The 24,246-nt window shown below is 70.4% G+C and carries 20 protein-coding genes and 4 pseudogenes; 9 read left to right on the top strand and 15 right to left on the bottom strand.

Features of this window, described 5'->3' with window-relative positions; translation table 11 throughout:
• Positions 1-152: 152 nt before the first annotated feature.
• Entirely contained in the window at positions 153-1,163 is a 1,011-nt protein-coding gene (locus AB0I51_RS23020) for a winged helix-turn-helix domain-containing protein (protein ID WP_362977908.1), read from the top strand.
• 289 nt (positions 1,164-1,452) lie between these two features.
• Here AB0I51_RS23020 and AB0I51_RS23015 read toward each other — a convergent pair.
• Positions 1,453-1,733, bottom strand: a pseudogene (locus tag AB0I51_RS23015) (transposase); the annotation flags it as partial.
• A 33-nt stretch (positions 1,734-1,766) separates the two neighbouring features.
• Between AB0I51_RS23015 and AB0I51_RS23010 the strand changes: the two are divergent.
• The 4 genes and pseudogenes from AB0I51_RS23010 to AB0I51_RS22995 form a co-directional block, all read left to right on the top strand.
• Positions 1,767-1,923, top strand: a pseudogene (locus AB0I51_RS23010) (IS5/IS1182 family transposase); the annotation flags it as partial.
• A gap of 166 nt (positions 1,924-2,089) precedes the next feature.
• On the top strand, positions 2,090-2,389 hold the full coding sequence (locus tag AB0I51_RS23005; protein WP_362977906.1) for a putative quinol monooxygenase: 300 nt from the start codon (positions 2,090-2,092) through the stop codon (positions 2,387-2,389).
• 144 nt (positions 2,390-2,533) lie between these two features.
• A complete protein-coding gene (locus AB0I51_RS23000; protein ID WP_362977904.1) occupies positions 2,534-3,352 on the top strand; it encodes an IS630 family transposase in 819 nt (272 codons plus the stop codon).
• A gap of 3 nt (positions 3,353-3,355) precedes the next feature.
• Entirely contained in the window at positions 3,356-3,727 is a 372-nt protein-coding gene (locus AB0I51_RS22995) for a hypothetical protein (protein WP_362977902.1), read from the top strand.
• Here AB0I51_RS22995 and AB0I51_RS22990 read toward each other — a convergent pair.
• Together AB0I51_RS22990 and AB0I51_RS22985 are read right to left on the bottom strand one after the other, a co-directional pair.
• Positions 3,657-4,034: pseudogene (locus AB0I51_RS22990) on the bottom strand (tyrosine-type recombinase/integrase); the annotation flags it as partial. The gene AB0I51_RS22995 and the pseudogene AB0I51_RS22990 sit on opposite strands and share 71 nt — an antisense overlap.
• Before the next feature lie 386 nt (positions 4,035-4,420).
• Positions 4,421-5,023, bottom strand: coding sequence for a TetR/AcrR family transcriptional regulator (locus AB0I51_RS22985; protein WP_362977900.1), 603 nt, complete (start codon positions 5,021-5,023; stop codon positions 4,421-4,423).
• Positions 5,024-5,095: 72 nt separating this feature from the next.
• Between AB0I51_RS22985 and AB0I51_RS22980 the strand changes: the two genes are divergently transcribed.
• Both AB0I51_RS22980 and AB0I51_RS22975 read left to right on the top strand, forming a co-directional pair.
• Positions 5,096-5,929, top strand: coding sequence for a class I SAM-dependent methyltransferase (locus tag AB0I51_RS22980; protein WP_362977898.1), 834 nt, complete (start codon positions 5,096-5,098; stop codon positions 5,927-5,929).
• A gap of 172 nt (positions 5,930-6,101) precedes the next feature.
• Positions 6,102-7,499, top strand: coding sequence for a condensation domain-containing protein (locus tag AB0I51_RS22975; protein WP_362977896.1), 1,398 nt, complete (start codon positions 6,102-6,104; stop codon positions 7,497-7,499).
• A gap of 352 nt (positions 7,500-7,851) precedes the next feature.
• Here the strand turns inward: AB0I51_RS22975 and AB0I51_RS22970 are convergent.
• A pseudogene (locus AB0I51_RS22970) lies at positions 7,852-8,782 on the bottom strand (ADP-ribosylglycohydrolase family protein).
• A 56-nt stretch (positions 8,783-8,838) separates the two neighbouring features.
• Between AB0I51_RS22970 and AB0I51_RS22965 the strand changes: the two are divergent.
• Positions 8,839-9,360: an AAA family ATPase gene (locus AB0I51_RS22965; RefSeq protein ID WP_362977895.1), complete on the top strand. Its 522-nt coding sequence runs from the start codon at positions 8,839-8,841 to the stop codon at positions 9,358-9,360.
• A 4-nt stretch (positions 9,361-9,364) separates the two neighbouring features.
• Here the strand turns inward: AB0I51_RS22965 and AB0I51_RS22960 are convergent, their stop codons facing one another.
• From AB0I51_RS22960 to AB0I51_RS22915, 10 genes are all read right to left on the bottom strand, one after another.
• Positions 9,365-10,540 carry an acyl-CoA dehydrogenase family protein gene (locus AB0I51_RS22960; protein WP_362977893.1) on the bottom strand — a complete coding sequence of 392 codons (1,176 nt, stop codon included), beginning with the start codon at positions 10,538-10,540 and terminating at the stop codon, positions 9,365-9,367.
• Positions 10,541-10,606: 66 nt separating this feature from the next.
• Positions 10,607-11,692: an MSMEG_0565 family glycosyltransferase gene (locus tag AB0I51_RS22955; protein WP_362977891.1), complete on the bottom strand. Its 1,086-nt coding sequence runs from the start codon at positions 11,690-11,692 to the stop codon at positions 10,607-10,609.
• Entirely contained in the window at positions 11,689-12,525 is an 837-nt protein-coding gene (locus AB0I51_RS22950) for a carbon-nitrogen hydrolase family protein (RefSeq protein WP_362977889.1), read from the bottom strand. Before AB0I51_RS22950 ends, AB0I51_RS22955 begins: the two co-directional genes overlap by 4 nt.
• Positions 12,522-13,373: a carbon-nitrogen hydrolase family protein gene (locus AB0I51_RS22945; protein WP_362977887.1), complete on the bottom strand. Its 852-nt coding sequence runs from the start codon at positions 13,371-13,373 to the stop codon at positions 12,522-12,524. The genes AB0I51_RS22950 and AB0I51_RS22945 overlap by 4 nt, the downstream gene beginning before the upstream one ends.
• Positions 13,370-14,800 (bottom strand): MSMEG_0567/sll0787 family protein, encoded by a 1,431-nt coding sequence (locus AB0I51_RS22940; RefSeq protein ID WP_362978018.1) that lies wholly within the window; start codon positions 14,798-14,800, stop codon positions 13,370-13,372. The genes AB0I51_RS22945 and AB0I51_RS22940 overlap by 4 nt, the downstream gene beginning before the upstream one ends.
• Positions 14,801-14,805: 5 nt before the next feature.
• Positions 14,806-15,888: an MSMEG_0568 family radical SAM protein gene (locus AB0I51_RS22935; protein WP_362977885.1), complete on the bottom strand. Its 1,083-nt coding sequence runs from the start codon at positions 15,886-15,888 to the stop codon at positions 14,806-14,808.
• Between the two features lie 10 nt (positions 15,889-15,898).
• Positions 15,899-16,420, bottom strand: coding sequence for an MSMEG_0572/Sll0783 family nitrogen starvation response protein (locus AB0I51_RS22930; protein WP_262060254.1), 522 nt, complete (start codon positions 16,418-16,420; stop codon positions 15,899-15,901).
• 45 nt (positions 16,421-16,465) lie between these two features.
• On the bottom strand, positions 16,466-17,281 hold the full coding sequence (locus AB0I51_RS22925) for an amidohydrolase family protein (RefSeq protein WP_362977883.1): 816 nt from the start codon (positions 17,279-17,281) through the stop codon (positions 16,466-16,468).
• Between the two features lie 13 nt (positions 17,282-17,294).
• A complete protein-coding gene (locus AB0I51_RS22920; RefSeq protein ID WP_362977881.1) occupies positions 17,295-18,611 on the bottom strand; it encodes an MSMEG_0569 family flavin-dependent oxidoreductase in 1,317 nt (438 codons plus the stop codon).
• A gap of 144 nt (positions 18,612-18,755) precedes the next feature.
• A complete protein-coding gene (locus AB0I51_RS22915; RefSeq protein ID WP_362977879.1) occupies positions 18,756-19,247 on the bottom strand; it encodes a hypothetical protein in 492 nt (163 codons plus the stop codon).
• A gap of 201 nt (positions 19,248-19,448) precedes the next feature.
• On the opposite strand from AB0I51_RS22915, the gene AB0I51_RS22910 reads away from it, so the two are divergent.
• On the top strand, positions 19,449-21,596 hold the full coding sequence (locus AB0I51_RS22910) for an MMPL family transporter (RefSeq protein WP_362977877.1): 2,148 nt from the start codon (positions 19,449-19,451) through the stop codon (positions 21,594-21,596).
• A 50-nt stretch (positions 21,597-21,646) separates the two neighbouring features.
• On the opposite strand, the gene pepN is transcribed toward AB0I51_RS22910, so the two are convergent.
• Complete coding sequence (pepN, locus tag AB0I51_RS22905) at positions 21,647-24,079, bottom strand: aminopeptidase N (RefSeq protein WP_362977875.1); 2,433 nt, start codon at positions 24,077-24,079, stop codon at positions 21,647-21,649.
• Between the last annotated feature and the right edge of the window lie 167 nt (positions 24,080-24,246).

Genomic DNA, 24,246 nt, shown 5'->3' with positions numbered 1-24,246 from the left:
TGCTCGCCTGCGCCTTTTGAGCCATGGCGGAATTCAATTCACGGGAGGCGTGGGGCCATTGCAACGCTGGTGAGCGATATTGCCAACCGGGGCATGAGGTGGCCATCATGTTTCACTGGGATGAAAATCCCCAGGTGCAGAGGGGGAACGGAATGCTCCGTATTCACTTCACCGACGCGGACCTGGCGAAGACCACCGTCGCTGCGCGACCCGACGCTCTCTGGGAAGTCGCCATGAGCCTGCACCGGTTCCAGACGCGGGCCGGCCGCTGGGCCTACGCGGACTGGTACCGCACCACCCGCCTACGGCTCGGGGAACGGCAACTCGACCACCTGGTCCGCGAGGTCCTGCTGCCACTCTTTCCGCGTGCCGCCTACTTCCCGGACTTCCTCACCCCCCGCCCGACAGAGAGCGAGGGGCTCGATGCCGGACTTGATGTTGTCATGTCTACACCATCGCGGCGGGTGCTCCACGAACTCGCGCTGCTGGACCGGGTGGTGGGCACTCCCCGGTGGGCGTGGCGGCTGGCCGGAACGCGCGAGCGTGCGGAGTTCGTGGCGGCGCTCCGTGCATACCACGCCACCGCCGTCGCCCCGGTCGCCAACCTGATGCAGGCCCGATTACAGGCTGACCGGTCGGCCCGCACCCGCGACCTGCTGGACGGCGGGGTCCATGGGATGCTGGCCGGGCTCGGGCCCGCCATGTCGTGGCAACCGCCGGTCCTGTCGGTCCAGTATCCGGTCGAGGACCGGGACTTCCATCTGGGCGGCAGGGGTTTGTGTCTCATTCCGTCCCACTTCTGCTGGCAAGCCCCCATCACCCTGGCCGACCCCGGACTGCCACCGGTCCTCGTCTACCCCCTCCTGCACGAGCCGGTTGCCCCATCCCCGACCGCTCCGCTGACCGCTCTGCTCGGCCGTACTCGGGCGACCGTCCTGTCGGTCACGGCCGCGGGTGCGGGTGCCACCACCTCCGAGATCGCCCGTGCCGTGGGGATTTCCGCCCCCTCGGCCAGCAGACACGCGGCGGTGTTGCGTGACGCCGGGCTGCTCGTCAGTAACCGACATGCCACGCACGTACTGCACACACTCTCCCCGGCGGGCGCGTCACTACTGCGGGCGAGCCGCCGACGTCACGAAGGGCGCACCGGGCAACTGCGGTAGTCGGCGCGCGCATTTCCATGGAGCCGAGGAACTCGGCGGGCTCCGCAACGGCACCGGAATGGGCCGGGCACGCTTCTCGGATATTCCGGTGACGGGATTCGGCCGCATCGACCGGACGATACTCTCTCCGGTCCTGTTTCTCGTAAAGCTGTTCTTGAGGAGAGGCCCTGACGGCGGCCTTCTCTCCCTATGTGTCCGTCAATTCCGTAGATGGCTGGAATGGCGCCTGTCGAGCTTCCTCTTGATCGTGGACACGTGGAGAAGAAGAGGCGATGGAGTGCCGGCGTGACCGGATGGGCGGAATACCGCGGACCAGCGGGATCAGGGCCTGGCTGTCATGGAGGTTCGCCGCAGAGATGCCGATCGACAGAGGCAGACCAGTGCGGTCCACGATGAGGTGGATTTTCGAACCCTTCTTGCCGCGGTCGATGGGATTCGGTCCCGTCAACTGCCCCCTTTGAGCGCCCGGACACTGACGGAGTCGATCGCGCACCTCGACCAGTCCAGCTCGCCTCGGGAGCCGAGTTCGTCCAGGACCAGGCGGTGGAGCTTGGCCCATACACGGGCCTCTCTCCCACCGGAGGTGCGGCTTGTAACCGCATCCGGGGCCCCCGGCGTCGCAAGCCCGGCAAACTGCACGGGGACAAGGGCTACGACTACCGGCACCTGCGGCGATGGCTGTCCTCCCGCGGCATCCGACACCGTTTCGCTCACCGCCATCGCCGTGACCCTCATATGCCACCGCCGACTCACCAACTGAAATGACGTCATAGTGGTCGGCTCCGGAAGTCCTTCGGGGGTTGACTCCGGGACACTGAGGCGCGGCACATTGTCGATCCACGCCGTCGACCGCCGAACCCCAGTCGAGCTGCCGTCGCCCCCGCTGGGCTCGTTTGCGGATCTCGTTCGTGATCAAGAGGAGTGTCATGCGCTACGGCTACATCGGTTCGATGAAAGTCAAACCCGGTCACCGGCCGGAGGTGGTCGCAGTACTGGTCGCCGGCGCGGACGGTCTGCGCAAAGCGGGATGTGATCTCTATATCGTGACCGAATCGGCCACCGACGAAGACACCGGGTGGGTGAGCGAGGTGTGGGAGAGCAAGGGGCATCACGATGCGTCGTTGCAGTTGCCCGAGGCAAAGGCTGCCATCGGCAAGGTCATGCCGCTCCTGACGGGAGAGTTCACCCGTCAGGAGACGCACGTTGTAGGCGGTCTCGGTATCTAACCGCAGATGCGTGCCGTCAGCCAGAGGTTGGCCCGCGGCCTGGCTGATGACGGGAAGGCGTGGTCATCACGCCCTGCGGGCCGGGGACCGGGTGCGTCAGGACGGTCCGTCGTGATCCACCTCTCCCGATCGGCCTGCCCGGTCTTGCCCGTTGCCGCCGCCCACCCCATATCTCTGCGCGCCGCCGAGCGCGAGCGGCTGAAGAAGATGGCCTACGGCCACAAGACCGAGCACCGGCTGCGGATACGCGCACAAGTGGTGCTTCACGCCGCACATGGACGCTCCAACGCCCGGATCGCCCGCGAGAGCGGCCTGCACCTGGACACAGTTCGCTGCTGGCGCGGCCGGTTCGCGGAGCGGGGCTTGGGCGGTCTGAACGACCGCGAGCGGTCGGGGCGGCCACAGTCGTTCACCTCGATCCAGGTGGCCGAGGTCAAAGCGCTGGCCTGCCGCCTGCCCGCAGAGAGTGCGGTGCCGCTGGCGCGCTGGTCGTGTCCGGAGTTGGCCGTCGAACTCACCACACGTGGCATCACTGGCGCCATCTCCGCCTCCACCGTGCGCCGCTGGCTCGCCGAGGACGCACTCAAACCCTGGCAGCACCGCTCCTGGATCTTCATCACCGACCCCGACTTCCGCGCCAAAGCCCAGCGCGTCCTGGACCTGTACGCCCGCACCTGGCAAGGCCAAGCTCTGGGCCAGGACGAGTACGTCATCAGCGCCGACGAGAAGACCTCCATCCACTCTCGCTGCCACCCCACCCTCGCCCCCGGGCAAGCCCGCGCGATGCGTGTGAACCACTCCTACGGACGCGGTGGTGCCCTCGCCTATCTCGCCGCCTATGACGTCCACGCCGTAAAGGTGTTCGGCCGCACGGAACCGCGCACGGGCATCGCGCCGTTCATGAACCTGGTCGCCCAGGTCATGAGCACCGAGCCCTACGCCAGCGCGAAGCGCGTGTTCTGACTCGTGGACAACGGCTCCTCCCACCGCGGCACGAAGGCCGCCGACCGGCTGGCCGCGGCGTTCCCGAATGCGGTCATGGTCCGCACCCCGGTGCACGCCTCATGGCTGAACCAGGTGGAGATCTACTTCTCCGTCGTGCAGCGCAAGGTCGTCTCGCCCGACGACTTCACCGACCTGGCCCAGGTCGGGGACCGGCTCCGAGCCTTCGAGGACCGCTACAACGCCACGGCACAGCCGTTCCAGTGGAAGTCACCACTTCCGGCCCGGACGATCTCCTGGCCAGGCTCGACGGGCACACAGCCGATCACCCGGAAGAATCCTCAGTCACCTCGACTCCTTGATCAACCCCGAAGGACTTCCGAACCAGACCACTAAGGGCGTCGCCGAGGGTGTCGATACCTTGGCGCTGGAGGCGGAGTCGAACGTGGGTGTAGACGCTGGCCGTGACGCCGATGTGCGCGTGGCCGAAGAGTTCTTTGGTCACGACGAGGTCGACGTCCTGTTCCAGGAGGAGGGTGGCGGTCGAGTGGCGGAGGTCGTGGAAGCGGATGCGACGGAGCTTGGCCCGGTCCGGAAAGCTGCGGAAGCGGCGGGTGAGGTTGGCCGGGTCGAGAGGTCCGCCCGTCGGGGTGGTGAAGACGAGACCGCTGTCTTTCCATTCCGGCTCTGCCGTCTTGCGTTCGCCGCCGAGCCTGACCCTGTTCGGGGATCGCCGATGGCTGGACTCAACTGCGACGGATTCGCCTGGAGAGGTCGCCGAGCAGGGCGAGATCGGCCGCGGCGGTAGGCAGCCGGTGAAGACCCAGTCGCTCGCTCGGGCGAATTGGTCGTCGGGGTGAGTCTGCCTGGTGGGTGTGGTGTGGCGCTGCGGGGCCGTTTCGGCCTCCGTAAGCCCAGGTCAGAAGGGTGCGGCAGGATTACCGGCCGTACTTCCGCAAAGCACCGGTGCTCGCATCGCGACGGACGCTGCCTCACGCCGAGCGGGGCGGCTGCGCCTTCTCCGAGGTCGGCTTCCGCTGACACACCCGTGGGCCGGGTCTCACCAACACATGGCGCTGCACATCGAGTTCAGCGTGGCCGCCGCTGTACGGCATCGGCGAGCACCGTGGTCACCAGCTTGCCGACCGTTGATGTGGTCGGCGGGTCCGAAGCGCGGTCGGCGAACAGGAGGTGTCCGCCTCCGACCAGGGAGAGAGTGAGCGAGTCGATGTCGGCATCGGCCGCGATGCGACCCTTGGCCCGCTCGTCGGTCAGATAGGCGGAGACCGCCGTTGTCACCTGGGCGAGGATGGCGATGCCGCCTCCGGGCCGGGCCTGCCGCAACCGCGCCCGCAACTCGTCCCGGAAGGTGATGAGCGGGATGATCGCCACCGGTACCGGCCCGAACAGGGTGGTCAGCGCGCCGGTGAGGTTGTCGGCGACCGTGCCGGTTCCGGCGGAGTCGCGCAGTACCTGCGCCTGCGTTTCCAACTGCGCGGCCCGGTCGAGGACGAGCTCGGCGAGGAACGCGTCGAAGTCGGTGAAGTGCCGGTGCAGGACGCCTTTGGCGCAGCCCGCCTCATCGGTGACGGCCCGGCTGGTCAGCCTGTTCGGGCCGTCCCGCAGCAGCACGCGCTCGGCGGCGTCGAACAACTGTTGCCGCGCATCACGAAGGTGCACCCCGGTCGGCACTTGTGGATCCTCTCGTGCGTCGGTCCTCTGTCACCCATTGGCTTGTGGGCGCTTGCCCACTAAGGTGAACGCATGCCCACTTTACCGCGAGAGCAGCCGGCGCCCGCCCCCCTGCACCAGGCCCGACAGATGGCCGAGTCCTTCGGTACGGACGCGCAGCGCTACGACCAGGCCCGCCCCGGCTACCCGGACGACCTGGTGGCACGCATCGTCGCCGAAAGCCCGGGGACCGACGCACCCGATGTGCTCGACGTGGGTACCGGCACCGGCATCGCCGCCCGGCAGTTCCAGGCCGCCGGCTGCACTGTGCTGGGCGTCGAACCGGACGCGCGGATGGCCGACTTCGCGCGGGACGGCGGCCTGCCGGTCGAGGTGGCGACCTTCGAGGACTGGGAACCGGGCGGCCGGACGTTCGACGCGGTGACCGCCGCCCAGTCCTGGCACTGGGTGGATCCGCTCGCCGGTGCCGTGAAAGCGGCGCAGGTGCTGCGTCCGAACGGTCTCCTGGCGATCTTCGGGCACGTCTACGAGCCGCCCCCCGAGGTGGCCGAACCCTTCGCGACTGCCTACCGACGAGTGGTGCCCGACTCGCCGTTCGGCGGTGGGACGGCCCGCCGCCCGCTGGATATGTACCAGGCGGCGTACGCGAAGGTCGCCGACAGGATCCGTGAGACCGGACGGTTCCACGACCCGGGGCAGTCGCGATTCGACTGGGAGCGGCTCTACACGCGCGACCAGTGGCTGGATCTCCTCCCCACGACCGGCGCCCTCACCCGCCTCGGCCCCGGCCAACTGGCCGAGATACTGGGCGTGGTCGGCCGAGCCATCGACGCCCTGGGGGGCAGCTTCACGATGCCCTACACCACCCTGGCGGTCATCGCCCCACGTGCCGGCACCCCTCTCTGATCCCCTTTGATCCACTCCCTTTCGGAACGGCGGGTTCCAGAGCGTTGCTTTCCGAATGGCCCGCTCGTTGATCTCCGCATGCAGTGAGCGGTGCCCGAGCGGCATGGAGGCGTGGATCGACAGTGGTGCCCGGCGGCCTCCCGTGGGCAGGTGAACGGAGAGCCCTGTGCGCATGAGTGACCTTCAGCGGTGCGAGATCCGTCCCGGACGACTCGTCGAGTGGACGCTGCACCCGACGGCCGTAGGAGCGGCGCGGGCACTTCCCGACGACGTGCGGCCACCGGCGTACGTGCAGGAGTCCCATATCCGTACGGCGCGTTCGGTGCGCGAGGACGGCCTGTTCGTGCCGACCTGGCTCGGTACCGCCTTCGACATGCCGGGGACGATCGAACTCGACGTGCTCCAGGGCGCGTTGCGGGACTGGATGCTCCGGCACGAGACGCTGCGCAGCGGTTTCCGGTGGGCCGGTGACGAGATGCGCCGCTTCACGCTGGACGCCGACGCGGTGGCCCTGCACCGCGAGGACATCGGCGAGTTCGCGGACGCGGGGACCCTGACCCGGTATCTGCAGGACCGTTTCGATGTCACGGCGGACGCGCTCACCTGGCCGAACTTCCTCTTCGCCGCGGTCGTACGCCAGGACTGCACGAGTGTGTACCTGGCGTTCGACCACAGCAACGTCGACGCCTACTCGCTCCATCGGATCGCGGGAGAGGTGCACGAGCTGTACGCGGCCGGTCTCGCCGGGAGGACGGTCGAAGTGGCGCCCGTCGCCAGCTACATCGACTTCTGCGCGGGCGAACGCACGGACGCCGACCTGATCGACGACACGCACACCGTCGTCTCCCGCTGGCGCGAGTTCATCGCCCGCTGCGACGGCAAACTGCCGAACTTCCCCGTCGACCTCGGCCTCGACCCCCAAGGGCCGCTGCCCACACAGAAGTTCCTCCAGGAGATGCTGACCGACGACGCGGAGGCGGCGGCCTTCGAGGCCTACTGCCGTCCGTACGGCGGAAGCCTCGTCGGTGTCCTGGCGGCCGTCGCCCTGGCCGCCCGCGAGATCAGCGGACTCGACGTGTACCGCACCGTCGTGCCCTTCCACACCCGGGCCAAGTCCCGCTGGGCCGACTCCGTCGGCTGGTACGTGGGCGGCGCGCCGATCGAGATCCCGATCGAGTATGCGAGGGACTTCGACGACGCCCTGCGGATGGTCCGCGCCACCCTCCGCGAGAACCGCTCGCTGGCCCGTATGCCCATCGCCCGCGTACTGCGCCTGCTGGGCGCCGACTTCCGGCCCACGTCCCCCGACCTGTACTCGATCGTCTCCTACGTCGACTCGCGTGCCCTGCCGGGTTCGGAGCGCTGGCAGGAGCTGAAGGCGTACGGGCTGATCCGGGTGTCGTACGGCGATCAGGTGTGCGCGTGGGTGACGCGGGTCCATGAAGGTCTGCAGTTCGCCTGCCGTATCCCGGACAACGACGTCGCGGACAAGAACATGCGGCTGTGCATGGAGTTGGTGGGGGAGCGCATGGTCTCGGTGGCCCGGCGGGCGCTGGCTGTGCGTCTCTAACCCCTTCAGGTACGGCAGTTGGGGCCGACTCGGACCTGGGGCGCCTGCACCGACCGGTGTTGCGCGCCCCAGGTCCGAACAAACATGTGGTGCAGCACCGTTGACCGACCGGACGGACGGGATCTACGTTCTCTGCAGGGGAAAGCGCTTGCCATGCCCCGCCGTACGCTCCGCTGGTCGGCGGATGCCTGCGCGCCATCGTCGAGCGGACCGAGAACGGTGCGGACCACGACCGGGACCCCGTGGTGTTCAAGGCTCCGTACTCGGGCCACACCATCGAGCTGAGCAGTTTCTCCAGACTGCGGCCGGTCAACGACAAGAGCTCGGGGACGGTTCTGGGCTGACGGCCGCCCTACACGGAGGTTCGGCGGACCGCCGCGAGCGCGTCCCAACCGCTCCAGGCGGGGATCGCCTCCAGGGCATCCCGCCAGGCCGACGGGATGCCGCCGGTGCCGGTGCGGGCCGCGACGACGCCGCCCACGATCGCGCAGGTCGTGTCGCGGTCGCCCCACCCGGCGACGGTCTGCCACAACGCCTCAGGCAGGTCGTCCGGGTTCCCCGCCGCAGACCAGAGGGCGAACGGCACGGTGTCCGCTGCCGAGATCAGCGTCCCGGAGCCCAGCACGGACGCGGCATGCCGCACCGACGTCCGCTCGGAGAAGCCCGCGGCCACCAGCAGACGGGAGCGGACGTCGCCGTCCGGGACGTGCGACGCGACCTCCCGCAAAAACTCGGTGCGCGGCAGGGCCTGTTGATCCGCGCCGGCGGCGGCCAGCGCGGCGGCGACGGCCACGGCCCCCGCGACGGCCTCCGGGTGGGCGTGGGTCGTCAGCGCGGACAGCCGGGCCTGCCCGGCGGCGGCTGCGACATCGTCGCGGAACCAGGCGCCCAGCGGGGCGACCCGCATCGCGGCGCCGTTGCCGTAGGACCCCTGCCCGGCGAACTGCCCCGTGGTGACCGCCCGCCAGTCCTCGCCCTCACCGACCCGGCGCAGCACACCGTGCATCGACGGGCCGTACTTGCGCCCCGGTTCCCGCTCGTACTCGGCGGCGAACTCCCCTGCCAGCGCGTCCGGTTGAACCTCCCCCTGGGGCCACCAGATGCGCGAACAGGACGAACGCCATCGCCGAGTCGTCCGTCCACAGCCACGGCGCGGGCCGCAGTTCGCGCGCGGCCCAAAGCTCCTCTGCGGGCTCGTCGGACCGCGTGAACCAGCTGTCCCCGAAGGCGTCGCCCGTCACCAGGCCGTCCAAGGAGACGTGGGCGTGTTGCGGACTGCTCATGAGGGGGCTCCTGTTAATGATCGGCGGGCATCGCACATCGTAGTTAAGGTGCGGGGATGGAGCGGATCCTGGTGGTCGGGCCGACGGGTGCGGGCAAGTCCACGCTGGCCCGGGGCGTGGGCGAGCGGCTGAAGGTGCCTTACCACGAGATGGACGCCCTGTACTTCACCGGACCCGACTGGGCCGTCAACGAGAACCTGACCGACGACGTGCTGCGGCTCACCGCCGAACCCCGCTGGATCGTCGACTCGATCGGCTATCCCGAAGTCCGCGATCTGCTCTGGGAGAAGGCCGACACGGTGCTCTGGCTGGACTACGGTCGACGCGTGATCATGCCGCGCGTCCTGCGCCGCTCCCTCCGCCGCACGGTCACCCGTGAGCGCATCTTCGGCGGCAACAGGGAGACCTGGGCGGGGTGGTTGAGCCGTGAGCACCCCGCCTGGTGGGCGTGGTCCCAGCACGCGGGCAGGCGCCACGAGATCGAGCGCCGTACGAACGACGCGCGCTTCGCTCCGCTCACCACGCTCCGGTTCGTCCAACCCCGGGAGACCGCAGCCTGGTTGGCGTCCCTGGGCTGAGCCTTCAGAGGAAGGGCGTGCCCGCGTCGAGACCGGAGAGGACCCGGCCGTACAGCTCCAGGTTGGTGCTGGGGTTGACGAAGGAGTGCAGGCTCAGCGCGTGCAGATCGCGTACCGCGCGCTGGACGGGGACGTCCCGGTGCAGCGAGGACGCGCCCGACGCGGACGCGATCAGGTCCACGGCCTCCTTGCACAGCCGGGCCGTATAGCCGCTCTGCGCACGGATCTTGGCGCGTTCCGCCTGTGTGTACGGTTCGTCGTTGTCGGCCGCCGACTCGATCCGGGCGACGAACTCGGCGGTCAGCAGTTCGGCGCAGGATATCTTCAACGCGGCCTCGGCGACCTGGAGATGGGTGACGCCTGCCTCGTACTGCCGCTCGTGGAAGGTGTAGGTGATGCCTCGCCGGTGGATGCGCTCGGTGAACTCGGCGAGGGCCGCCCGGGCCAGGCCCAGCGCGTTCGGGGCCGTCCAGGCGCAGAACAGCATCAGGACCGGCATCCGGTAGAAGGGGTCGTCGGCGTTGGCCTTGGAGGGGAAGCCACCGCCCAGCAACTGCCCCACGGGCAGAATGCGGTGCGAGGGCACGAACACCTCCCGGGCGACGACGCTGTTGCTGCCGCTGCCCGCCAGACCCGACACGTACCAGTCGTCGAGGATCTCCAGCTCCGACATCGGAACGGCGGTCCACAGCACCTCGGGCGGACCACCGCCGGACTCGACCCGGGCCGTCAGCAGATGCCAGTCGGCGTTCTGGCAGCCGGTGGCGAAGCCCGAGGTGCCGTTGACGACATAGCCGCCGTCCGTCGCCACCGCGACGGCGTCCGGGACGAGCGTGCCACCGACCCGGACATCGGGGACGGTGAAGATCTCGTCCTGCGCCTCGTCCGGGAACAGCGCGGCGATATAGGAACACCCCGCCTGGATCAGAGCCATGAAACCGGTCGAACCGCACCCGGCGGCGATCTCGCCCAGCACCTCGACCTGCGTACTCAGCCGGCTCTGGTAACCCCCGTACCGGCGTGGGACGTTCATCCGGTACACCCCGGCGTCCGTCAGCGCGGACACCACCTCCGCCGACACCCGCCGCTCCTGCTCGGTGCGCAACGCGCGTTCGCGGAGCAGGGGTTGCAACTCCCGTACGCGTGCGACGAGACCGGCATCGGACGGGAGCGGAGCCATGGGCGACCTCCGGGCGGTACGGGACCTCACCGTGACGCGGATCGCACACGGTGTCAACGCCCTTGCTCAGCAAGGTGAGTTGAGAAACCGGTAGAAGTCGAGGTGACTACGGGCCGCGGTGTCCCAGGTGTGGCGGGCGGCCAGCTCCCGTCCGGCGGCCCGCCGCACCGGGTCCTCGACGGCGAGGCCGTGGCCGAGTTCCGTGGCCAACTCCTCGGGCGTGGCGGCGAAACGCGCGGCGGCCCCGAACACCTCACGCAGCACGGGCAGATCCCGTACGACCAACGGCACCCCCGCCGCCAGCGCCTCCATCGCGGCGAGCCCGAAGCCCTCCTTGAGCGACGGGAAGGCGAACATGTTCGCCGCGGCGACCAGCGACGGCAGTTCGTCCTCCGCGACCTGCCCCAACACGACCGGTTCCACGGCGAGTTCGGCGGCCCGCGCCTCCCAGCCCGCTCGGTAGTCACGGTAGTCGAAGAGGGTCTCGCCACCCGCGATCACCAGCCGGACGTCGGGACGCGCGGCGCGCAGCAGGGCGTAGGCTTCCACGAGGTCCAGCGAGCCCTTGCGGGGTTCGATGCCGCCCACGGTGAGGACGTACGGTCCGAGGCGGGAGCGCCAACTCGCCCGTGCGGTCGGGTCGGTGACGGCGAAGCGGTCGTATGCCACCCCGTTGGGAATGACCTGTGCCTCGATGCCCCAGCCCCCGGCCAGCTCCCGCGCGACCGCCTCCGACACGCACAGGTGCGCGTACGGCTCGACGATGGCCCGCTCGTGGCAGGCGGCCAGTTCGGGGGTGGTGAAGTGGTCGAGGTGGTGGACAGTTCGGACGCAGCGGCCGGCCGCGTTGGCGCTGATGCAGTCCTGGGCGTGGACGACGTCGTAGGGGGTGGGGTCGAAGGCGGTGCGGAGGGTGGCGATGGAACGCAGGACGCGGGCGCCGACGGATTCCCCGGGCGGGCCGTCCGGGAACGGGACGACCTGGAGCCGTACCGCCGGGTCCACCGGGCGGAAGAAGCCCGCGTCGCCGCCCCGGCCCAGGGTCCACACCGTGACGTCCTCGCCCAGTGCCGCGAGGGCCTCCGCGAGGGCGAGCGTGTGGACGACCCCGCCGCGCGGCTTGGTCGAGTAGCTGAGCAGGGCGATCTTCACGTACGCGACTCCCGGTAGGCGTCGGGCCGGCGTTCGTCCAGGTGCCGCAGGACACGGCGGGCGCGGTCCGTCTCGGCGGCGACGTCGATCTCGGCGACGGCGAGACCGGCCTTGGACCAGGTGCGGGCGAGGATGTCACCGCCGGGACCGACGACCTTGGCCTGGCCGAGGAAGCGCATGCCGCCCATGGCACCGGTCTGGTTGGAGGAGGCCAGGACGACCTGGTTCTCCGCGGCGCGGGACTGGTCGTACAGGTCGAAGAGCCGGGCCTGGCGGTCCTGGGCCATACGTGGGGCTCGGTTGGTGATGCTGGTGGGCCAGGCGGACAGACAGGCGAGGATCTCGGCGCCGTCCAGGGCCAGCGAACGCGCCGACTCCGGGAAGGTCTTGTCGTAGTCGATGAGCATGCCGATCCGGCCGACCGGGGTGTCGAAGGCGTCGAAGCGGTCGCCCGCCGTGTACGCGGCGACCTCGCCCGCCGGGAGATGCACCTTGCGGTGCCGGCCGAGGACGCCGTCGCCGCTGACGCACACGGCCGCGTTGTAGCGCTCGGTCCCGCCGTCCTCGCGGTAGCCGACGCACACCACCATCTCCGCAGCCATCCGGGCGACCTGGAGGATCAGCGGGTCGTCCGGCTTGAGTGCCGGGGGCAGGGCCTCGGGGTCGGGGTGACGCAGGTCGGCGAGATAGCCGCCGAGGGCGGCGTCGGGCAGCACCAGCAGGCCGGCGCCCGAGCCGCGGGCGTCGTCGATGAGTTTGGCGACGCGCGCGAGGCCGAACTCCAGGTCGCGGCCGAAGTGGGCGGCCGCGGCCGCGATCCGGACGGTGCTCATACGGTGACTGCTCCCGGGGCTGGGCCATAGGTCTCGGGCCGCCGATCGCGCAGGTGCCCCATCGACCGGCGGGCGGTCTCCAGGGCCTGCGCGACGTCCAGTTCGGCGACGGCGATGCCGGAGGTCACACCCGTGTCGGCGAGGACCTCGCCGCCCGGGTCGACGACCTTGGCACTGCCGACGAAGCGTAGCGACCCGAACGTACCCGCCTGGTTGGCGGACAGCCACACGATCTGGTTCTCCAGGGCGCGGGCCCGGTCGAAGAGGTCGAAACGCCGCTTCCAGCGGTCCTTCTCCAGGTCCGCGCTCGCGTTCGTCCGCGCCCCCGGCCAGGCCGACACGCACACCCCGATCTCGGCGCCGTCCAGGGCCAGCGCCCGTGCCGACTCCGGGAACGCCTTGTCGTAGCAGATCATCATGCCGATCCGGCCGACCGGGGTGTCGAAGGCGTGGAAGCGGTCGCCGGACGCGTAACTCGCATCCTCACCGAGGGGTTGGTGGACCTTGCGGTGGTTGCCGAGGACGCCGTCACCGGTGACGCAGACGACGCTGTTGTAGCGGGCACCGCCGGAGGCTTCGCAATACCCCGCCACGACCGTCAACTCCCCTGCAAGGGCGGCCAGTCGGCGGATCTCGGGGCCGTCCAGGGCGAGTGCAGGCGGGCCCTCGTCCAGTGCGTTGTCGTCGTCCAGGCTCAGCAGGTATCCGCCCAGGCACGCCTCCGGCAGGGCGAGGAGGCCCACGTCCTGCTCCCGGGCCTCCTTGATCAGCCGTTCGGCGATCGCGAAGTCCTCCTCCAGGTCGCGGCCGAACTCGGCGGCCACGGCCGCCATCCGCAGCGTGCTCATGCCGTCCCCATTCCGGTCACCGTGGAGGTGACCGCCTCGGTGATCTCTCCGTCGGGCCAGCGCAGCCCGACCCCATGCCCGGCGGTCAACTCCCCGCACACAGCGCCGGTTGCCGGCCCGGCGGGCAGCGGCGCCGCGCCGGGCTCGTCGGCGGTCAGCATCGCGAAACCCGGGAAGCAGGTCAGCCAGTCGCCCATCGACGCGCCCGCCGGACGGGGCACGGCGGCCACGTCGAGCACCGCCCCACAGCCGCTCGCCTCGGCGAGCATCCCCAGCGTGCCGGCGATCCCGGCCATCGACACGTCCTTCGCGGCGGCCGGCCGAGCGGCGGCCACCGCACTTGTCGTCGTGCGCAGTTCGTCCGTACGACGGCGGGTGGTCGAGTCCCACTGACGGCCCCGGTAGCCCGCGCGCCAGCCGCCGCCGAGGTCGGCCGTGAGCCGCACGGCATGTCCGGGACGCCCGCCGCCACCCGGTACCGGACATGCCGTGCGGCCGAGCGCGGTCACCGACAGGGCGGCAGGGACGCCGAGTTGGGTGTGGCCGCCGAGCACCGGGACGCCGTAGGCGCGCGCGGCCCGGGTCAGGCCGCCGAGGACCGAGGCGGCGTGCGCCGCATCACGGGCGCCCACCGCGTCGAGCAGTCCGACCGGTGAAGCACCCATCGCGGCAAGGTCGTTGACGTTCACGAGGACCGCGCACCAGCCCGCCCACTCGGGGTCCCGCTCGACCATCGACGGCACGATCGCGTCGCACGCGGCGATCACATCGGTGCCGGGGACGGGCGCGCCGTCGTCGCCGACGAAGCCGGACGGCGCGGGCAGCTCGGCGAGAAGGGAGCCCAACGCGGCCTTCGTGACGGTGACTTGGGCCGCGATTCGCCCGATGGGCCACCGCATCAGGACATGCGGGGTGCGGGCGACCTCCGTGGTGCGCACGGACCGCCAGCCGAGCCGTCGGAACAGCACCTCGTTGCGGGCCTGCACGGTCGCGTCGAACCGCAGCACACCCTCCGCCTCCGCCCGTGCGCAGGCCGCCCGGACCAGCGCCGCGCCTATCCCGCGCGGACCGCGTGCCTTCGGGGCGACGACCAGTCGGCCGCCCTGCCACCAGCCCAGGTCGGGCCCGTCGTCGACCGGGCCCAGCCGCACCCCGCCGATCACTGTGCCGTCCGGGGCCTTGGCGACCAGCACGACGGTACGGGGGTCGGCGTCACGGTCGTCGAGGTCGTCGCCGGTGAAGAGTCCCTGCTCGTGGACGAAGGTGTCGGTGCGCAGCTGTCCGTAGGCGGCCAACTCGGTGTCGTCGGTGGCCTGTTGGATGTGGAACGCGGGGCGGCGGTCGAGGGTGCTGCGGTCGCCGAGCAGCGCCAGGATGTCCACCGGCCCGTCCGCGACGAGCGGTGCCGCCGAGCCGTCGAGGTACATGGCGTTCACCCGCCCGCGGTGCGCAGCACACTGCACGCGCCGCAGGCCGCGCAGCCCGCCTTCTGGTCGGCCCCGCTCATCCCGGCCGCCCGCAGCCGGGCCGCGACGCCCTCGGTGACATGCCGCAGGAGTTCCGCGCCGGGCGGCTCGATCCCGTCGCGGGCGGCGAGCGTGCCGCGCATCGGACGGAAGGGGACGACGAAGGGGTACACCCCTCGGTCGATCAACTCCAGTGCGCCCGCGACGAGTTCGTCGGGATCCTCGCCGAGTCCGACGAGCAGGTAGGTGGAGACGCGGTTCGGTCCGAAGACCCGCACCGCCTCGTCCCAGGCGGCCTCGTACTCGGACATCGGGACACTCGACTTGCCAGGCATCCAGCGCCGCCGTACGTCCTCGTCGAGGGACTCCACGTGGATGCCGATCGCGGTGGCCCCGGCCTCGTGCAGGGCGCGGATCCAGGTGAGGTCGCCGGGCGGTTCGCACTGCACCTGGACGGGGAGATCGGGGACCGCTTCGAGGACGGCGCGCACGGAGCGGACGAGAGTGCGCGCACCCCGGTCCGGACCGGTCGTCGTGCCGGTGGTCATGACCATTTGCCGTACGCCGTCCAACCGGACGGCAGCCTCGGCGACTTCGGCGAGCTGGGCCGGAGTCTTGGCGGCGACGGTCGCACCGGCGCGCAGGGACTCCTCGATGGTGCAGAAGCGGCAGCGGTCGGCCTCGGCGTAGCGGATACAGGTCTGGACGACGGTGGTGGCGAGGACGTCGGCGCCGTGCAGGCGGGCGATGTGTTCGTAGGGGACGCCGTCGGCGGTGGTGAGATCGTAGAACCTCGGGCGGTCCACGGCGGACAGCGTCAGGCCGGTGTCGTCCTCGCCGAGCCAGACCCTGCCGTCCCGTACGGAGTAGGGGCTGTTGGGGTTGGTGGGCAGCGCGGCGTTGGCACCGTCGACGAGGACATGACCGTCGTCGCTCGGTCCCGCGCCGTCCGGCCGCCGCACGGGAGCGTCCAACCGGACTCCGTGGAGGGCGAGTTCGGCACGGGTCATGATCCGCACGTCCACCGCTGTGTTGGTGCCAACGCTCACGGCCCGCCCCTTACAGCTGGTAGGTGGAGTTGATGATGGCGCCCTTGCGGGCGTAGTGGATCAGCGCGTCCTGGACGTCGAGCGGATGGGTCGGGATGACGCCCTCGATGAGGTCCTCCTCGCGGGCACCGTGCAGGGAGAGGCCGAAGCGGCAGCAGAAGACCTTGCCGCCCTCGGAGATGAACGTCTTGAGCTGGTTGTTGATGTTGTGCTCGCCGGGGAAGGCCGAGTTGCCGGTGGTCGGGAAGCCGCGGGTGGCAAGGCAGTTGAGTGAGCCGGGGCCGTAGAAGTAGATGGCCGTCTCGAAGCCCTTGCGCAGGGCGCGGGTCGCCTGGAGGACGGCGACGAACGACACCGACGACTCGTGGGCGATGCCGTGGACGAGCGTGAAGTACGTCTCGCCGTCCTCGGCCTTGTAGTCCGGGAACACCTTCGTGGAGCCGTAGATGCTGGTGCCCTCGGGGAGGGACGGGTGGGGGATCTCGGTGAGGGACTTCTGCTCGATCTCGCTGAGTTCGACGGTTTCGGACATGGCTGTCTCCTTGTACGTGCCGGACTTGAGAGGAGGGGAGGTCGTTCAGTCGTAGAGCGCGGCGAACGTGTCCTTGAAGACCAGGTCGCCGAGTTCGCCGCCGCCGGTCGCTTCGGCGAGGCGGGCGTACTCGCCCGTGAAGTCGCCCCACGGCTGGTCGCTGGCGAAGAGCACCCGGTCGTGGCCGATGCCGCGGCGCTCGATCTCCTTGGCCAGCCAGCGGGGAGTGAAGCCGATGGCCCAGGAGAGGTCGGTGTAGACGTGCTTGCCGGCGGTGATCCAGTCGAAGAACCGGGAACCGGCGAGCTTGATGTGGCCGCTCATCCCGCCGCCGAAGTGCACGAGATGGACGGGGACCTGATCGGCGTACCAGTCGACCAGGTGGCCGACCTCGTCGATGTCGGAGGCGGCTCCGGGGGAGGTGTGGACATGCACCACCAGCCCGTGCCGGGCAGCCACGGCGAAGATGCGGTCGAGGTGCGGGCGGCAGGCCGGGTCGGTCGGGCGCCTGCCGAGCAGGAAGCTCAGTTTCAGTGCCTTCACGCCCCGCTCGCCCGCCAACTCCAATGCCTGGGCGGTTCGTTGCTCGTCCTCGGGGCGCGGGGAGACCCACAGTCCGGCCCGGACGCGGTCGTCGGTCTGGGCGGCCTCGATGGCCAACTCGTTGAAGGAGAAGGCGATCGCGGGATCGGGCACACCGTAGTTGGGGATGACCAGGGCGCGTTCGGTGCCCTCCGCGTCCAGGTCGGCGATGAGCTGCTTGACCGTGGCGCGGGCGGTGGTGTCGGGGTTGACAGGCGGACCGCCGTAGAAGGGGTGGGCGGGCAGGACGCCGATGTGGCGGTGTGCGTCGTAGACCATGGTCGCGGGTTCCTCAGCCGATCGGGAGGGCGGAGGCGAGGTCGGTGGGGGCACCGGTGAGGGTGCCGCACACGTCGGCCAGGCGGCGCGAGGCGTCGATGTGGTTCGCGAGGAACTCCGCGTCCCTGCCCACCGCTTCGAAGCGTCCCGAACCCCACGAGTGCTGCCAGGGCAGGCCCAGGAAGTACAGGCCGGGGATGCTGGTGGCGCCGCGCCAGTGCATCGGGTAGCCGCGGCCGTCGAAGACCGGTGCCTCGATCCAGCGGTGGTCGCGGCGGAACCCGGTCGACCAGACGACGGACGTGATGCCGGCCTCCTCCAGGTCGAGTTCGCGGGGCTGGTCGTCGGGCTCCCACACCGGTATGTAGCGGGGCTCGTCCGGTGCCGCGATGCCATGGGCGGTGATGTGGGCGTCGATGGCGTCCTTGATGCCCTCGGCCACGGCATCCGCGTGGTCGAGGTTCACCTTGAGGTCGTTGGCGAACTCCACTGCCGTACCGCTGACTTCGGTCAGCCGGCCGTAGAGCCGCATACCGTCGCGGGCGAAGGCCCGCAGGTCGATGTCGCGGCCCCCGTCCCGTCCGGTGACGTAGTGGTTGACCCGCATCCGGACCGTGCCCGCGTCGTCGAAGTCGTCGATGCTCCTGGCGTAGTGGCCCATCTCGTCGAGCCAGGCCACACAGTCACGGCCGCGGTAGAAGCGGGCCACGCGCGGTGCGCTGCCGACGGACAGGTGAACCTGGCGGCCGGCGAGGTGCAGGTCCTCGGCTATCTGGCAGCCGGACTGGCCGGTGCCGACCACCAGGACGGCGCCCGGGGGAAGTTGGGCGGGGTTGCGGTAGCGGGAGGAGTGGACCTGGGTGAGCGGGTCGGGCAGCCGCTGGGCCATCGGGGGGAGGGAGGGGGAGTGGTAGGGGCCGGTCGCGATCACCACCTGGTCGGCGGTGAAGTCCCCTTGTGTGGTGGAGAGTTCAAAGACTCCGCTCGCGGAGCGGCGCAGCCTGGTGACCGTCACGCCCTCGACCAACGGCGGCCGGAAGTGGGCGACGTAGCCCTCCAGGTAACGCACGATGTCGTCGCGGACCATGAACCCGTCCGGATCGTCTCCCCGATAGGGGTAACCGGGCAGTCGGCACTGCCAGTTGGGGGTCACCAGACAGAAGGAGTCCCAGCGGCGCTCGCGCCACTCGTGGCCGACCCGGTGGGCCTCGACGACGATGTGGTTGAGGCCGCGTACGCGGAGCTGGTGGCTGACGGAGAGTCCGGCCTGACCGCCGCCGACGACGGCGACGGCGTAGTGTGCGCGGACGGCGAATCCTATCTCGGGCATGACATCCTCCATGCCGCGCGCCGAGGTCTTGCCACCTCGCCGCTCTTCATGGCGACCAACTTCAGCCCTGTGGATGTCCGAACGAAGTCATCGGGAACAAAGGGGAGTTGCGAAAACCTCACCGTTGCCGCAGAGGCAAGGCGGCTATTCGGTGAGCCTGGTGGCCGCCTCCACGGACGGCCACCGCGCGAGCGAGATCATCGCCGTCACCCGGTGGATCAGATAGCCGGCCAGCGGCAGTTCGGCGAAGACCGCGAGGGCCGCCGCCGACCAGACGTCGTCGGTGCCGAAGGCCAGCGACACGTCGAACCACGCGTCGCAGATCAGCAGCACGGCCGAGAAGACCGCCGCCACGATGACCGCCCGGTGCCGCCGCCAGCCGAGCAGCGCGGTGGCCGTCATCGCGAGGACGAGCAGGACGTCGAAGCCGACCCAGGTCACCCGCCACTGGTGCACCTCGTAGGCGGACGGCAGCGTCACCGCCAGCAGAACCGTCCACGGGACCAGACCGACGGCACAGACGGTGAGCAGCTCCAGGGTGTGCCGCCGGTGCCGCCGGGCCCGCTCCAGGATGCCGGGCGGCGGAGGCGGGGTGTCTGTCACCTGCCGTATGCCGGCCTTCGTCGTGTCGTTCACCTTGACTGCTCCGTTCTCAGGAGTCCGGTCATGATCCGGTACCTAAGGCAGGAACAGCCCTGCGCCGCGCTCTCTTCCCGAAGTGCGCGAACACGGATTCCGTGCTTCCACATCGCATCAAACCGGATGGATTATCCCGATAGCGGATGAACGGGGCGGCGGGCTAGACTCGCGCAACCTACGACGCGGGGAAGGTCCGGCATGCGACGGTGGGCCGAATTCGTACTACGGCATCGCAAGGCGGTCGTGGCGTTCTGGGGTCTCGTGCTGATCGCCGGCATCGCGCTGGCCGGCCGGACCACGGACCGGCTCACGATTGACTTCTCCCTGCCCGGCCAGCCGGGCACCGTGACCGCGCACAAGATCGAGAATGCCTTCGGCAGTGGTGGCAACACCAATCCGTATCTCGTCGCGGTCACCCTGCCGGCCGGACAGACCGTCACCGGCCACGAGACGGACGTCTCGCACGTGTTCACCGCCGTCGGCACGGCCGTACCGGGGCTGCGGGTGATCGACGAGGCGAACACCGGCGACAAGGCGTTCCGGACGAAGGACGACCGTACCGCCTACGCGCTGGTCTTCTACCGGTTCAATCCGTCACCCGGCCAGACGCTGCTGACCGACCCGATCCGGACGGCGGCCGAGAAGGCCGCGCCGGCGGGCGCGAAGGTCGGCGTGACGGGCGAGGACCCGCTCGCCTCCGGCGGCGACAACGGGGGCGGCCCCGGAGTGCTCGGCGAGACCCTCCTCGGAGCCGTCGGCGCACTCGCCGTCCTCGCCTTCGTCTTCGCGTCCTTCCTGGCCCTGCTGCCGCTGCTGGTGGCCGCGGTGTCGATCCTCGCGACCTTCGTGATGCTGCTGCCGCTCACCTACGTCACCGACGTGTCGTTCATTGTGCAGTTCCTGGTCGCCCTCATCGGCCTGGGCGTGGCGATCGACTACTCGCTGCTGTTCGTCACCCGCTGGCGCGAGGAGCGCGACCGCGGCCGGGACAACCACGACGCGGTCGTCGTCGCGATGCAGCACGCCGGGCACGCGATCGTGTTCAGCGGGGTCACGGTCGCCATCGGCCTGCTCTCCCTGGTCGTCCTGCCTGTCCCGTTCCTGCGCAGCATGGGCTACGGCGGAGCGCTCATCCCGCTCGCGAGCGTGCTGACGACACTCACCCTGACCCCCGCGATCCTCGGCGGCATCGGACCCAAGGTCGACTGGCCCAAGATCCGGCACGAGAACCGGGCGAGCCGCTTCTGGAGCCGCTGGACCGCCGGCGTCGTACGGCGCCGCTGGATCGCGGCCGGCGCCGCACTGGCCGCGCTCGCGGCCCTCGTCGGCGTCTTCCTCGGCGTCAAGATCGGCCTCGCCTCCTCGGAGTCGCTCGCGAAGAGCGGCCCCGCCTTCGACACCCTGCAGACCCTGGAACGCGGTGGCGTCCCGACCGGCGCGCTCACCCCGATGGAGGTACTGGTCAGCACGGACCAGGCGAAACCCGTCGCCGCCGCCCTCGCCAAGGTCGACGGCGTGACCAGGGTCCTGGTGCCGACCGGGCCCGCGGGCAACCGGGGCGGACAGAGCATCGTCGTCGTCGTCCCGGACACCGAGACGGTCAACTCGAAGAGCGTCGACGTCGTCAAACGGGTCAAGACCGCCACCGAGCACCTGCCCGGCGCCGTCGGCGTCGCCGGAGTCGGGGCGGCCCAGATCGATTTCCTGCACGCCGTCTACGGCAACTTCCCGCTGATGCTCACGATCATCGCGCTGCTCACGTACATCCTGCTGGTGCGCGCCTTCCGCTCGCTGCTGCTGCCGCTGAAGGCGGTGCTCCTCAACCTGATCTCACTGGCGGCGACCCTCGGCCTGATGGTCCTCTTCTGGCAGGACGGCCACGGTTCCGACGCGATCTTCGGCATCGCCGCCACCGGGGCCGTCACCTTCTGGATCCCGATCATGATCTTCGCGTTCCTGTTCGGACTGTCCATGGACTACGAGGTGTTCATCCTCTCCCGCATCCGGGAGGAGTACGACGCCGGCCTCTCCACCGACGACGCGGTGGTCGAGGGCATCGGCCGCACCGGCCGCCTCGTCACCAGCGCCGCACTCATCCTCTTCCTCGCCTTCGCGGCACTCGCCTCGGGACCGGGCACCGACCTCAAGACCCTGGCGACCGGCCTCGGCATCGGCATCCTGCTGGACGCGACCATCGTGCGTATGCTGCTCGTGCCGTCCCTGGTCTCCCTCTTCGGCGGCTGGAACTGGCACCTGCCCGCCTGGGCGGCCCGCCCGCTGCGAGTCCAGCCGTCCTACCCGCACCCGGAACGGCCGGCACCCGAGCCCGCGCCACCCGCGGACTGATCCTTCCTTCGGGGCGCTGCAACTCGGTTGCCCGGCCGACCGGCCGGGGGTCAGGAGCCGCCGGCCCGCGCGCGGAGCATGCGGCTCACCTCGTCCGAGCGCTCCAGGAGCGTGGTGCGGACCACCGGCACCGCTTCCCGGGACGCCTCCCGGGCCCGCTCGATGTACGCCGGGTCGATGGCGTGCAACGGGAAGAGACGGTGCGTGTAGCCGATCGCGTGGATCATTCCCCCTTGGTGCAGCGTCGGGATCGCCTCCAGATAGCGTTCTGCGTAGGGGGCCAGCAACTCGTCCTGGTCCGGGCGCCAGAAGGCCGCCGCCACCAGACCCACCGAGTTGACGGGCACGCCACGATCCACGACCAGCCGCTGCCAGACCTCCGCCTTCGTGGCCGGGTCGGGCAGCGCGGCCCGGACGGTGAGGGCGCGGATCCAGGCGTCGGGGTCGGGGTCGCGCGCGAGCAGGACCTCCGACTCGGAGGTGACGTCGCCGCCCAGTTCCGCGTCGCGGACCAGCGCACGCCAGTGCAGGTCCACGTCGGCACCGGCCCGCTCGCGGAGCCGGTCGAGATCGTCCCTGGTCGTCGCGGTACGGGCCAGCCCGCGCAGCGCGACCTGGCGGCGGCCGGGATCGTCGGCGAGCCGGAGACAGGCCGCCGCCACCGCCGCCGATAGCGCGGTCCGCCCGGCGGCCGGCGCCCACAGTTCCGCGATGTTCGCGGCGAGGTTCAGATAGGGCTCGATCACCGCGTCCGACGTCTCGGCCGCCAGCAACGCGGTGAGGCTCCGCCCGGCCTCCGCCGCCGTGGCCTCGCCGGTCGTCAGCATGTCCCACACGGTGGCCGCGGCCACGCCCCGCGAGATCGCCGTGGGCAACCGTGCCGCCGTACGGAACAGCGCGTCCCTGGTGACGGAGTCCGGACGGGACGTCGCGAAGGTCAGGTCGTCGTCGTTGATCAACAGCACGTCGGCGGGCGGAAGACCGGTCACGGGCGTCCGGGTCTGAGTTACCTCGACACGCACCAGCGCCCGGCGTTCCAGCGCGTCACCGTTCCCCCCGTACGCGCCCACCGCCAGCACCTGCGGACGCGGGCTGCCGTCGGCCACCAGCGTGAGGGTGTCGCCGTCGCGCTCCAGTGTGAAACGGTCGGTGCCCGCGGTCGCCAGCCAGGCCGTGCGCCAGGTGTCCAGGTCGCGGCCACTGGCCTCGGACAGGGAGTCGATCAGGTCCTGGAGCGTGGTGTTGCCCCACGCGTGGCGGGCGAAGTAGGCGGCCATACCGGTCCGGAAGTTCTCTTCGCCGACGTACGTCTTGAGCTGCTGAAGGACGGACGCGCCCTTGGGATAGGTGATGTTGTCGAAGATCGACGCGGCCTGGGCGACATCGTGGATGGGCTGGTGGATCGGGTGCGAGGCGGGGCCCTGGTCGGAGAGGTACGCGCTGATCTTGCCGATCATCAGATGGCCCGCCCACGCGTCGGTGTGCCGGGTGGCGCGCTCGGCCGCCCAGTGGCAGGCGAACTCCGCGAACGCCTCGTTCAGCCAGAGGTCGTCCCACCAGCGCATGGTGACGATGTTCCCGAACCACATGTGCGCCATCTCGTGCAGCAACACCCTTGCGAGCAGCGCGTGTTCGGCGGGGGTCGGCGCGGCCCGCCGCAGGAACCCGTCCGACCACGTCACACAGCCGTAGTTCTCCATCGCCCCGCCGAACTCCGGCATGAACACCTGGTCGTAGCGGCGCTGCGGGAAGGGCATCGCGAAGGCCTCGGCGTAGAAGGCGAGGCCCTGACGGGTGAGGGTGAACATCTCGTCGGCGTCCCGCTCAAGGACCTCGGCGAGCGAACGGCGGGCGTACAGGCCCAGGTCGTGGCCGTCCGCCTCACGGCGGACCTCGTGGAAGGGGCCCGCGTTGATGACGGTGTTGTACGTCGACAAGGGCGGGGTGTCCGGGAAGGTCCACCGGCGGGCCGCGCCCAGCTCCTCCACGCTCGCGTCACCGGAATTGCTGGTGACGGTCCACGCGGCCGGGGCCGTGACGGTGAAGGCGTGCGCGGCCTTGAGGTCGGGCTGGTCGAAGCAGGCCCATACGAAGCGGGCCTCGTCCGGCTCGAAACTCATCCACACGTACACCTCGCCGTCGGAGGGGTCCGTCGCCTTGTGCACGCCCTCGCCGGCGGTCGTGTCGGCCTGCACGCTCTCCACGCGCAGCACGTTGTGCGCGGCGAGACGGGGGAGCTGGATCCGCCCGTCCTCGCCGGGGCCGACCTCGACGCCGTTCAGCGTCGCGCTCAGCACCCGGGCCGCGCAGTCCACGAAGGTGGCCGCGCCCGGCTCACGGCAGCTGAACGCCACGGTGGAGACGGAGCGGACCTCCGGCCCGCCGGGCAGCTCGGTCAGATCGACGTCCACGTCGTAGCGTTCGACCGCGATCAGCGCGGCCCGGAGCTCGGCTTCGGCGCGGGTCAGGCTTCGGATCCCCATGTGTCCTCCCTCGGCAGACAGCGGCCGTCAGCCTATGACGGAGATCGCCGGGCGGCGCGGGGTTTTCGGTGCCCCACGGACGCACCGGCGACGCTGGTGCGAGGGCGACCGTGCTGCGACCGCCCACGCGGACCGGTACGCCGGGTGCTCGCTCCCGCCGGGCGCCC

This window comes from Streptomyces sp. NPDC050549, assembly GCF_040655035.1.
GTDB lineage: Bacteria > Actinomycetota > Actinomycetes > Streptomycetales > Streptomycetaceae > Streptomyces.
Note: the sequence above shows the minus strand (reverse complement) of the source record. Positions and strands in the feature narration are given on the sequence as shown.